Annotated in this window: 10 protein-coding genes; 3 read left to right on the plus strand and 7 right to left on the minus strand. The window is 49.6% G+C overall.

The features are described 5' to 3' along the window. Positions 1-531: 531 nt before the first annotated feature. A complete protein-coding gene (locus tag Z042_RS00840) occupies positions 532-1497 on the minus strand; it encodes a LysR family transcriptional regulator (RefSeq protein WP_024912468.1) in 966 nt (321 codons plus the stop codon). Positions 1498-1923: 426 nt separating this feature from the next. Between Z042_RS00840 and Z042_RS00845 the strand changes: the two genes are divergently transcribed. The 3 genes from Z042_RS00845 to Z042_RS00855 all read left to right on the plus strand — a co-directional run bounded on the left by Z042_RS00845 (position 1924) and on the right by Z042_RS00855 (position 5657). Then, positions 1924-3210 carry an amino acid permease gene (locus tag Z042_RS00845; RefSeq protein ID WP_024912467.1) on the plus strand — a complete coding sequence of 429 codons (1287 nt, stop codon included), beginning with the start codon at positions 1924-1926 and terminating at the stop codon, positions 3208-3210. Between the two features lie 37 nt (positions 3211-3247). Beyond that, a complete protein-coding gene (gene metC / locus Z042_RS00850) occupies positions 3248-4429 on the plus strand; it encodes a cystathionine beta-lyase (RefSeq protein ID WP_024912466.1) in 1182 nt (393 codons plus the stop codon). A gap of 202 nt (positions 4430-4631) precedes the next feature. After that, positions 4632-5657, plus strand: coding sequence for a luciferase-like monooxygenase (locus tag Z042_RS00855; protein WP_024912465.1), 1026 nt, complete (start codon positions 4632-4634; stop codon positions 5655-5657). Between the two features lie 33 nt (positions 5658-5690). Here the strand turns inward: Z042_RS00855 and yedF are convergent, their stop codons facing one another. From yedF to pnp, 6 genes are all read right to left on the minus strand, one after another. After that, a complete protein-coding gene (gene yedF, locus Z042_RS00860) occupies positions 5691-5930 on the minus strand; it encodes a sulfurtransferase-like selenium metabolism protein YedF (RefSeq protein ID WP_024912464.1) in 240 nt (79 codons plus the stop codon). Next, positions 5927-7141, minus strand: a complete 1215-nt coding sequence (gene yedE / locus Z042_RS00865) for a selenium metabolism membrane protein YedE/FdhT (protein ID WP_024912463.1) — start codon at positions 7139-7141, stop codon at positions 5927-5929. Before yedE ends, yedF begins: the two co-directional genes overlap by 4 nt. 139 nt (positions 7142-7280) lie before the next feature. Further along, the gene (locus Z042_RS00870; protein WP_024912462.1) at positions 7281-9188 is read right to left on the minus strand and encodes a DEAD/DEAH family ATP-dependent RNA helicase; all 1908 of its coding nucleotides are present in this window, start codon (positions 9186-9188) and stop codon (positions 7281-7283) included. Continuing rightward, a complete protein-coding gene (yrbN, locus tag Z042_RS26775; protein WP_096335046.1) occupies positions 9178-9258 on the minus strand; it encodes a protein YrbN in 81 nt (26 codons plus the stop codon). The genes Z042_RS00870 and yrbN overlap by 11 nt, the downstream gene beginning before the upstream one ends. Before the next feature lie 118 nt (positions 9259-9376). Continuing rightward, on the minus strand, positions 9377-10261 hold the full coding sequence (gene nlpI / locus Z042_RS00875; protein ID WP_024912461.1) for a lipoprotein NlpI: 885 nt from the start codon (positions 10259-10261) through the stop codon (positions 9377-9379). Positions 10262-10389: 128 nt separating this feature from the next. After that, a complete protein-coding gene (gene pnp / locus Z042_RS00880) occupies positions 10390-12510 on the minus strand; it encodes a polyribonucleotide nucleotidyltransferase (RefSeq protein WP_024912460.1) in 2121 nt (706 codons plus the stop codon). Positions 12511-12621: the final 111 nt, after the last annotated feature.

The following is a 12621-nucleotide window of genomic DNA, read 5'->3' on the forward strand; positions in this document are numbered from 1 at the left end:
CATAAAGACAAAAAAAACACATCAAAAAAAAGAATTTAACTCCAAATAAAATAAAATAAATCATAAAAAAAGATAATTTATCTTTATTTTTTTAAATTTCAGATTAAAAAACCATTTGTACAAAAAAATTAATGTATAAGCATAAAATACTTTTTTTATGGTTTATTTAGTCATAGATCCTGGATCAATTGGGTTTAAATCCTATTGACTGAAATTTAAAGCCAATATTAACCTTAAAATACTACTCTAAGCATGCCGTTTTTTTCCAGTTATCTATCTTAATTCGCTGTTTTTATTTATTAATGATATCGGCTTTAAATGCCGTGGGTAACTCTAAAAAAAAGACCGAATAACGAATTAATTCACATGATATTTTAGTACTACTTCATATAATAAACCGATAAACAATACATCGCTGTAAATAATAACGTACAAAAAAACAACGTAACTATTTTAATGCTACTGGCTCCAGCACGCTTACAATTGCTGATAAACTGGCCGATTCCTTGATCAACATAACACCACAAACAACTAGCCTGCCATCCAATCATCCCAGGCCGGAGCCACAGAGATTTTTTCCACAATAAAATCAATAAAGCTTCTCACTTTGGGGTCCTGATAATGGCCTGGGTGGTAAAGTGCGAAAAGGCTGTATTCGTATTCTTTAGCGTCATGATCCAGTAGAACAGGGATCAACTCACCATTAGCGATATGGTCACCCAGCATATAGGTCGGCAGATTAACGATCCCCTGATGATGGAGTGCCGCCTGCAGTAGCCCCAACGTGCTGTTTACCTCGATAATATTATTGATTTTTAACGCTTGTGAATGACCGGCATCGTCAAGGAATTGCCAGTTGTCAGAAACGTTTGGATTGATCAGGCAGTCGTGCCCCTCCAGATCCGCCAGAGTGTTAGGCAGACCCCGCTGTTCAAAATAGCGCTTACTGGCGCAATAAACCCAGTTGATTTTACATATTTCCCGCAGAGCAAAATTAGTCGGTGGGTGTGCGGTGATACGCAGCGCAATATCAATATTCTCTTCGTTCAGATTAACGCTTTGATCATTCAGATCGACCAACAGCCTGACATCTGGATTGATATCTCTATACTCACTGTACAAACGCATCAGATGGCAAACACCAAAGGCAATTGAACAGGTAATTTTGAGCTGGCCCTGTGGGTGGTTGCGGAAGCTGGAGGTGTTGACCAAAGAGTCATCAAGATCCGCCAACAGATGCTGCGCTCGAAACAGCAGATACTTGCCTGGTTCGGTTAAAATAAGATTGCGTGTGGTCCTTTTCAGCAAAACAATGCCAAGATGCTCTTCCAGTTGAGAAATACTGCGGCTCACCGAAGACGGAGTCAGGTTCAATTTCTGCGCAGCGGCAGAAAAACCGTTACATTCCACGACTTTGATAAAGATCTCCAACTGCCGAAAAATGGCGTAGTTATCAATCTTTGCCTTGAATGACAATGAGCCTCTGCCTGATGACATCATCTGCCAGCACCCCTTTTGTGAATTTATGCAGCCGGGCGAACCTGATAACAGAGTATCAACAACACGTTAGATGAGTAAAATTCCTGTTACTTTATGATTAGCTATACTCAAAATAATTCAAGTTGTAGAAAGCCAACGCACACAACGCAAAGTATGGCGGGTCTATACTCACTGGAATGAGATGCCATCAGCACTTTTAGCCTATCTTTATCAAAACGGCCTAAAATAAGACAGCCATCAACTTTTGCGTTTCATGCACAAGTCTTTTCATTTAATAACACCACCAACGGCTTTTAGTTTTACCTACCTGTACGTACTATGCCTTTATGTCAGTAAGGTTATCGCTGACAAACGTGATGTTTTACATAACTTCTCATTTCGTGAGAACCAGGGTTTTAATAATCTTGCGACAGGAAGAAAATGATGAATAGCATAATAAACACAGATATAAAATCAAAAACGTCTTATAAAAACATTCCCTTCACCCGCTATGACTTCGGCTGGGTTATTCTCTGTATTGGTATGGCTATTGGTTCCGGCATCGTTTTTATGCCGGTACAAGTGGGTATCAAAGGTATTTGGGTATTTATCACCTCGGTTATCATCTCTTATCCAGCGATTTATTTGTTGCAAAGTCTTTATCTTAAAACATTATCAGAAAGTGAAAACTGCGAAGATTATACGAACGTGATAACGCAATATCTGGGGAAAAACTGGGGGTTCTGGTTAGGTATCGCTTATTTCCTGATGTTATTACACGGAATGTTCTCTTACTCTCTGGCGGTAACCTTTGACAGTGCTTCCTATATCCAGACTTTCGGGCTGACAGAAGGGTTGTTGTCAGATTCCATCTGGTATGGTTTGGTGGTACTGGTTGCTTTGGTCAGCATCGCCGCCCAGGGGGAACGCCTGCTGTTCAAGGTTTCCGGCCCGATGGTGTGCGTAAAATTCGGTATTATCGTGGTATTAGGGGCAGTGATGGTTCCACACTGGAACTTCAATAATATTACCGCCTTCCCTGCGCTGCTGCCGTTTATGCGCGACGTGTTTTTGACATTACCCTTTACCCTGTTCTCTATTCTGTTTGTGCAAATACTTAGCCCGATGAACATTGCCTATCGCAAAATTGAATCGGATAAACGTATTGCTACTTATCGAGCTATTCGCGCTAACCGTGTGGCGTATATTATCCTGGCAGTTGCCGTATTATTCTTCGCCTTTTCGTTCACCTTTGCCATCAGCCATGAGCAAGCCGTTTCCGCCTTTGAGCAAAATATCTCTGCATTGGCGATTGCGGCGCAGGTTATTCCTGGTTCTGTCGTTAGAGTAATGAGTGCGCTGTTGAATATTTTTGCCATCTTAACCGCGTTCCTCGGTATTTACCTCGGTTTCCAAGAGGCCATTAAAGGCATTGTGATCAATATTATCTGCCGTTTTATTCCAGAAGAAAAAATAAATCAAAAAGCACTTCACCTTGCTATTAGCATTGGTGTCGTATTGAGCTTGTGGGCATGGATTTCAACCCGCTTCTCGATACTGTTCTTTATGCAACTGGGGAGCCCTTTATTCGGGTTGGTATCCTGTTTGATTCCTTGCTACCTCATTTATAAAGTCGAAGCGCTGCATAAGTTTAAAGGGCCGGCCGTTTGGTTTATTACATTCTTTGGCATATTACTTTGCCTGTCTCCCTTCTTTAAATTTTTCGAATAAATGATTGCAGATATCACTCTATTCAACGAGGTTAGCCATGAGTAAAACACCAAACTCAGATTTCAGCATCGGCACCCGCATTACACAGATCGGTAGAGATCCTGCCAAACAAGCCGGTTTTGTCAATGCAGCCATTTATCGTGGTTCAACGGTTATTTTCCCTACCGTCAGTGATATTGAACATAACCGGGCCGAATTTAATTACGGAACGATGGGTACACCAACCATCGCCAATCTTGAAAATGCCTGGAGTGAACTGGCGGGTGCGGCGGGAACGGTGCTCTCACCATCTGGGCTTGGCGCGATTGCGCTGGCATTGCTCACTACGCTGAAAGCAGGCGACCATCTGCTCATGCCAGACAGCGTATACAAACCCACGCGCCTGTTTTGTGCAGGGATGCTGCGCAAAATTGGGGTTGAAACCACTTACTATGACCCATTGATTGGCGCTGACATAAAAACGTTGTTCCGCCCTAATACATCAACCCTGTTTTTAGAATCCCCTGGTTCTCAAAGCTTTGAAATACAGGACATCCCAACCATGACGGCGCTGGCGAAAAAACAGGGGATCGCCACCATTATTGATAATACCTGGGCCACACCGGTATTTTTCCGTGCTCATGAACATGGCTGCGATCTTTCCGTTGAAGCTGGTACGAAATATTTAGGAGGGCATTCTGATTTATTGATGGGCATGATTTCTGCCAATGAAGCCTGGTGGCCCAAATTACGGGAAACCTATGATCTAATGGCGATGCTGCCGGGTGCAGAAGACTGTTTTCTCGCCCTACGGGGTTTACGAACCATGTATCTACGCTTGAAGGAAGCCGAAAAACGCGGGCTGGAGATGGCTCGCTGGCTTAAATCCCGCCCGGAAGTATTAAAAGTGCTGCACCCGGCGTTTCCTGATTGCCCTGGGCATGAGTTCTGGAAACGCGATTTCACAGGCTCTTCCGGCCTGTTCTCTATCATTTTGCAACCGGAATATACCAAGGCTGGCGTCGATAATATGTTGGATAACATGTCGATTTTCGCCATGGGTTACTCGTGGGGAGGCTTTGAAAGCCTGGTGATTCCTTTTAACTGTGCCGAATACCGCACCGTTACGCAGTGGCAACCCGGCGGGCGAGCACTGCGCTTGCAGATTGGCCTGGAGGATATGGATGAGCTGAAAGCCGACCTGGAACAAGGCTTTCAACGCTTAACACAAGGTGTCTGAGACGTTCTTCATCAAGGTGGCCGCTTATGCGGTCACCGGCTCTTTCCTGCCCAGCCAACGGCATTAATGCACACAACACGGATATCCCCTTTTTTCATCGCGAATTGGATTATGCTTACAGGCTGGCAGATCCCTGCATTCGCCCTTTAAGCGAAAAACCACAGGCTGCGCTCTGTTCTAACAGGGAACAGCCTTAAGCACAATGGACGATGAAATGACTGAAAATACACAAGTGCCTCTTTCGGTACTGGATTTATCCCCGATCCCTCAAGGCGCCAAAGCACGCGATGCGTTCCATGCTTCACTGGATTTGGCACAACATGCTGAAAAGTGGGGCTATCAACGTTACTGGCTGGCGGAACACCACAATATGACCGGCATAGGCAGCGCAGCTACCTCGGTGCTGCTGGGCTATTTGGCAGCTGGCACGACAAGCCTGCGTCTTGGTTCCGGTGGTGTCATGCTGCCAAACCATGCACCTCTGGTGATTGCCGAACAATTTGGCACTTTGGAGTCACTCTATCCAGGGCGCATCGATCTGGGGCTTGGCCGTGCGCCAGGTACCGATCAGCGCACCATGATGGCACTACGCCGCCATCTTTCCGGCGACGTTGACGACTTCCCGCGCGACGTGCAAGAGTTGCAGCGTTATTTCGGTGATGTGCAGCCAGACCAAGCGGTGCAGGCGGTTCCAGGCCAAGGGCTGCATGTGCCAATCTGGCTATTGGGCTCCAGCCTGTACAGTGCACAACTGGCCGCGAAGCTCGGCCTGCCGTTTGCCTTTGCTTCTCACTTCGCGCCAGACATGCTGTTTCAGGTATTGAACCTGTACCGTGAAAACTTTACCCCTTCCGCACAGTGCCAGCAGCCATATGCGCTGGTGTGTGTGAACGTAATTGCTGCCGACAGCGATCGCGACGCACGCTTCCTGTTTACCTCCATGCAGCAACAGTTCATCAATCTGCGCCGGGGTTCACCAGGGCCGCTGCCGCCACCGGTAGACAATCTCCATGCCCTGTGGAGCGCAGGTGAGCAATATGGCGTTGAACAGGCGCTGCGTATGTCGATCGTTGGTAGCGAAGGTACAATACGCCACGGGTTGCAAACATTACTGCGTGAAACTGATGCAGATGAGATCATGGTTAATGGTCAGATTTTTGATCATCAGGCACGGTTGCGGTCGTTTGAGATTGTGGCTGGGGTAAAAAACGAGTTGGTGAAAGGATAGTGGAATGGGCGCCATCGTGGCGCCCTAACTTTATCAGCGTTGGATCAGGTAACGGATGGTTGGGCCATCCTGCTGAATATCCAGCACCTTATAGCCGTGGTTACGTGCGTCCAGCGGGATGTTGTTGATCGACTGCGGGCAGTCGCTGATCACTTCCAGTATTTCACCCGGCTTAAGCTGCGGCATCGCTTCCAGCGTGGCCACCGCCGGGTATGGGCAAGGTTCCCCCACCATATCCAGACGATAATCTGGCACGATCTCCACCTGTTTCATGAGGTACTCCTTAAGTTAGTCACCTGCGCATCAGGTTTTGCCCGGAAAAAGCGTTTTTCCCACCACAGCATGGCAGCAAAAGCCAATGCCAACAGCAGGTAAGTCACCAGTAAGCCCCCGATTGGCCCAAAGGTATCTAGCAGATTAATCTTGTCGTAATTGGTCGCCAGCACAGGAGCCAGACCATCCCAGTAATACGCCAGTAACGTTGCACCAATGATATTACCCAGACCAACCCACCAGTAGTGGATCTGCCCTTCCACCGCACGATACATCCAACCGGTTTCACAGCCGCCAGCCAGCACAATACCAAAGCCAAACAGCAATCCACCGATAACCGCATTCGGCCCGGCCCACAGAATTTTGGGCGAAACACCAAGCTGCACATAGCTGAAAATGCCAATGGCGCTCACCGCCATACCGAGAATAATCGCTTTCGCCATGTGGGTACGGCCAGTGATCCACAGATCGCGAAACGCGGAAGTGAAACAGATCTGCGCACGCTCAATCAGCAGGCCGAAACCTATACCAAACAACATAGCCATACCAAGCTTGGGTGAATCAAGCAATGTCCATAGCGACCAGGCAATGGCAAGACAGAAGATCACCATCCCTAACCGGAAACGACGGCGCGCCTGTTCCGGCTTTTGTGTTAATGGCGCGGCAGCATTGACTCTTTGCAGCTTTACCGGGATACGGAACATCGGCAGCAAAGTAAATTTCGCGCCGAAGTAAGAGCCTGCGGCCGTCGCCAACGCAAAAAACCAGGCATGCAATGAAAACTGGGGAATCCCAGTGAAAAAGGCAGCCAGGTTACACCCCATGGCCAAGCGCGCGCCAAAACCGGCAATAATGCCGCCCAAGAGCGCCTGCACAATGCGGATACGGTGCTGCGGCATGCGCAACTTGACGTTATTGGCCCACAGCGCAGCAGCGATACAACCGGCAAACATGCCGATGATCATCCTGCCATCAATACGTTCCAGTGGCGTACCCTGCAAACCAATTACGTTAAAATAGCCCCATTGCTCGGGATGAAAACCAAACCATTGCAACACATGGCCACCCCAGCGCGTGAATTCACCGGTCACGGCCCAGAACGTGCCCGTGACTCCAAAATAATAGGTAGCAAGTATCCCAGCAGCAATCACTGCCGGTAACGGTGCCCAAAAGCGCACCAGGTACTGAGATTTAAATTGTTGCCAGCTCATGAGCTCTCCTGCGCATAACATTCCTGAACAAACCGTGCCGATAATACGTTATTTCTCAATGTTTGAGGCGAACATCGAGCATAAAAAAACCAGCCCGCAGGCTGGTTTTACTGTAATGAACCACAAACGGTCAAAACAATTATGCATCACCGAAGCGGCGGCGTGGCGCAGCAGGTGCAGCACCATCACGGCGTGGGGCTGGTTTGCCATCACGGTTGAAATTACCACCACGGCGCTCACCACCCGCATTACCACCTTCACGACGCTCACCGAAAGAACGACGTGGCGCACCTTCACGACGTTCGCCGTTGAATGGACGAGCACCACCACGGCGCTCACCACGTTCATGCGGCTGCGCATCACCCAGCAACTGCATATTCATCGGCTTATTCAGAATACGCGTGCGAGTAAAGTGATTCAGGATCTCGCCCGGCATACCTTTTGGCAGCTCGATAGTTGAGTGGGAAGCGAACAGTTTGATGTTACCGATATAACGGCTGCTGATATCACCCTCGTTAGCGATAGCGCCAACGATATGACGAACTTCCACACCATCATCACGGCCCACTTCAATGCGGTACAACTGCATCTCACCAACGTCACGGCGTTCACGACGCGGACGATCACCACCGTCACGGCTATCTGAACGCGGATCACGACGACGATCGCTCCCGCGATCATCACGATCGTTGAACTCACGGCGTTGGCGTGGCTTGAATACCGGGTCTGGTGGCAGGATCAGCGGACGTTCACCCTGAGCCATTTTCAGCAGTGCTGCGGCCAAGGTTTCCATATCCAGCTCTTCGGCCGGTTGCAGTTTAGCCAGCAAAGCGCGGTACATATCCAGATCGCTACTTTCCAGTTGTTGCTGAACTTTGGCAGCGAACTTGGCTAAGCGGCGTTCACCCAGCAGCTCTGCATTCGGCAGCTCTACCTCTGGAATGGTCAGCTTCATGGTACGTTCGATATTGCGCAGCAGGCGGCGCTCACGATTTTCTACAAACAGCAGCGCACGGCCAGCGCGACCAGCACGACCGGTACGGCCGATACGGTGAACGTAAGACTCTGAATCCATAGGGATATCATAGTTTACGACCAAACTGATACGCTCAACGTCCAGACCACGGGCAGCAACGTCAGTGGCAATCAGGATATCCAGGCGGCCATCCTTCAAACGCTCCAGCGTCTGCTCACGCAGGGCCTGGTTCATGTCGCCATTCAGTGCAGCACTGTTGTAACCGCTACGCTCCAGCGCTTCGGCCACTTCAAGAGTCGCGTTTTTAGTACGCACGAAGATGATCGCAGCGTCAAAATCTTCTGATTCCAAGAAACGCACCAGCGCTTCGTTTTTACGCATGCCGTGTACGGTCCAGTAGCTCTGGCTGATATCTGGACGCGTTGTAACGTTGGACTGAATGCGGACTTCCTGCGGCTCTTTCATAAAGCGACGGGTAATCCGACGAATCGCTTCCGGCATGGTGGCAGAGAACAGTGCGGTCTGATGCTCAGCCGGGATCTCCGCCATGATGGTTTCTACATCTTCAATAAAGCCCATACGCAACATTTCGTCGGCTTCATCCAACACCAGGCCCTTCAGGCTGGAGAGATTCAAAGTACCGCGCTTCAGGTGATCCAGCAGACGGCCTGGAGTACCTACCACGATTTGCGGGCCTTGACGCAGAGCACGCAATTGCACGTCATAACGCTGGCCACCGTATAGGGCTACGACGTTCACGCCATGCATATGCTTGGAGAAATCGGTCATTGCTTCAGCAACCTGAACCGCCAGTTCGCGGGTCGGTGCCAACACCAGAATTTGTGGTGCTTTTAAGGCTGCATCAAGGTTGTGCAGCAATGGCAGCGAGAACGCCGCCGTTTTACCACTACCAGTCTGCGCCATGCCCAGCACGTCGCGGCCATTCAGCAGGTGAGGAATACACTCAGCCTGGATCGGAGAAGGTTTTTCGTAGCCCAAATCGGTCAGGGCAGAAATAATCGGAGCAGACAGCCCCAAATCAGCAAAAGAGGTTTCAAACTCAGTAGTCATGTACACGTGCCTCATTAATAATGGCAGCCAGTCTACATAACTCGTCGAGAAAATTTTCAGTCATTTTCATTGAAAAGTGTGAACCGGCTCAAATTAGATTGTAAAACAGACAAAAAAGCCCTCGCCCGCAAAGGCGATTACTTTGGCAAAAAACCAATGTAATTCAGGCTGATATATATATCCGTCAGCTATTGCTGGTCCGATTCCGATAGGTCGTCTTGTTCTTGGCCCAACATCGCCAATTCCAACAATGCATAGCGGTGCTCAACAAAGTTATGAACATTGTTAGCCACCGTCAGTTTGAACAACGCCAAAGCGGTGTCCTTGTCCCCCAGACTCAGGTAGTGTTTACCTAAATAGAAGTCAGTTTCACTGAGATGCTCAGCGAGCGAAGTGTTATCCGTTGCCTCTACCTTAAGGCGTTCCATCAGCGTTTTTTCGCTGATTTTGCCCAAGTAGAATTCGACAATATTCCATCCCCATTGCCCTCTGTCCGCTTTATCGTAACGCTGCTGAAGCGTTACGTTGGCTTGCTTGGGATCGATTTCTCTTTCCACCAGATAAAGCCACAACGAACGGAAGGGATCGTTTGGGTCGTCTTGATAAAACGCCTGCAGATCATCCTGCGCCAACGGGAAGCGGCCACCATAATACAGTGCGATGCCCCGGTTTAAACGCGCGTAATTGTAAGTTGGATCAAGCTCTAGTACAGAATCAAACGCTTCATAGGCAGCATCAAAATTGCCTGCCTGCGTAAAGTAAATGCCCAGGTAGTTGAAAACTTCCGGCATATCAGGACGTATCGCCAGCGCTTGTGAAAAATCATTGCGCGCTAGAGCACGTAGCCCGAGGCTATCATACAGCACCCCGCGCTCATATAAAAGCTGTGCGCGCTCATCATCCGTCAGTGCCCGGCTGGCAAGTATTTGTTCCATGCGCGCCAGAATCACTTCCTGTTGCAACGTAGGCTGCAACGGAATAGCCAGAACTTCGTCTTTACGCCAATCATGGTTGCTGCATCCTGCCAGCATAAGTGCTGTCGCAACGTAACACCAGCGCAAGAAAGGCTTCATTTCCCACTCCCGAAGACAAACATTGGATGAACGTCCTGTCCTCCGCTTGCTAATACGCAGATATCCTACCCGCGCGATAAAAACAGCCCCCAACCCCGTGGCGGGGAGCTGTAAAGCTATCGATACAGTTACTCTGCTTCTGGAGCCGCCACAGCAGCCGCTTCCGGCGCTGTCGCTTCTTTGATGCTCAGGCGCACACGCCCCTGGCGATCAACTTCCAGTACCTTAACCGGTACATCTTGGCCCATTTGCAGATAGTCGGTCACTTTCTCAACCCGCTTGTCAGCGATTTGAGAGATGTGTACCAAGCCCTCTTTACCGCCGCCGATTGCCACAAAGGCACCGAAATCAACGATACGGGTGACTTTACCCTGGTACACGCGGCCAACTTCGATCTCAGCGGTAATTTCTTCGATGCGACGAATAGCATATTTCGCTTTCTCACCGTCGGTAGCGGCAATTTTCACTGTACCATCATCTTCAATTTCGATGGTGGTACCGGTTTCTTCGGTCAACGCACGGATGACAGAGCCGCCTTTACCAATCACATCCTTGATCTTGTCTGGATTGATGCGAATGGTGTGAATACGCGGTGCAAACTCAGAGATATCGCCACGTGGTGTGCTGATTGCCTGTTCCATCACGCCCAGAATGTGTAAACGAGCACCTTTGGCCTGGTTCAAAGCCACCTGCATTATTTCGCGGGTAATACCTTCGATTTTGATATCCATTTGCAGCGCAGTGATACCTTCACGGCTACCAGCCACTTTGAAGTCCATGTCACCCAGATGATCTTCATCACCCAGAATATCGGACAGAACCACAAAGTTGTCTTGCTCCTTCACCAGGCCCATTGCGATGCCCGCAACCGCAGCCTTGATTGGCACACCGGCATCCATGAGCGCCAGAGAAGCGCCACAAACAGACGCCATGGAAGAAGAACCGTTGGATTCAGTAATTTCAGATACCACACGCACGGTATACGGGAAATCTTCTGGTTTAGGCATCACTGCCAGCACACCACGCTTCGCCAGGCGACCATGGCCGATTTCACGACGCTTAGGTGAGCCAACCATGCCGGTCTCACCAACGGAATACGGAGGGAAATTGTAGTGGAACAGGAAGCTATCGGTCTTCTCGCCCATCAGTTCATCAATGCTCTGTGCATCACGGGCAGTACCCAGCGTCGCTGTCACCAGTGCCTGAGTTTCACCGCGGGTGAACAAGGCTGAACCATGGGTACGAGGCAGAACGCCAGTGCGCACGTCCAGACCACGGATCATATCTTTTTCACGGCCATCAATGCGTGGTTCGCCACGCAGTACGCGGCTACGTACAACGTTTTTCTCAACGCTGCCCAAGATATCCTGAATCTCGGATGCATCCAGCGTATCGTCCTGCGCCAGCAGAGCTTCCACTACGCTGTCTTTAATGGCGTCAACCTGAGCATAACGCTCTTGCTTTTCAGTGATGTGGTAAGCATCGCCCAGGCGGTTTTCGGCCAATTCAGCCACGCGCGCATGCAGCGCTTCGTTGACCGGAGCTGGCTGCCAGTCCCACTTCGGCTTACCCGCTTCAGTAACCAGAGCGTTGATATTTTCAATCACCACTTGCTGTTGATCATGACCAAACACAACTGCACCCAGCATCTGATCTTCGCTCAGAACGTCCGCTTCGGATTCCACCATCAGCACAGCGCCCGCAGTACCGGCAACCACCAGATCCAAACGGCTTGCTTTCAGCTCATCGGTAGTTGGGTTCAGAACATATTGATCGTTGATATAGCCAACACGTGCCGCTCCGATAGGGCCATTGAACGGAATACCGGACAGGCTCAAAGCAGCAGAAGCACCGATCATTGCAACGATATCTGGGTTAACCTGTGGGTTAACGGAAACCACTGTAGCAATAACCTGCACTTCGTTCAGGAAACTATCTGGGAACAGGGGGCGGATCGGGCGGTCAATCAGACGAGAAGTCAGGGTTTCACCTTCACTCGGACGGCCTTCACGGCGGAAGAAACTGCCTGGAATACGGCCAGCAGCGTAAGTACGCTCCTGATAGTTAACGGTCAGCGGGAAGAAACTCTGGCCAGGCTTGGCTTTTTTCTGGCCTACAACAGTCACGAATACGGCCGTGTCATCCATGCTTACCATAACGGCAGCAGTGGCTTGGCGCGCTATCATACCGGTTTCAATAGTGACGGTATGCTGGCCATACTGGAATTTGCGAATGATCGGTGTCAGCAAAATTTAATCCTTCATTAACGGCGCGCAATCGTAATGACGACTCGACACGCCAGTGACTTGACTTGCCTTCACATTACATCCTCGCGACTAATGACAACCTTTATCTCAACC

The organism is Chania multitudinisentens RB-25, from assembly GCF_000520015.2.
Classification (GTDB): Bacteria; Pseudomonadota; Gammaproteobacteria; order Enterobacterales; family Enterobacteriaceae; genus Chania; species Chania multitudinisentens.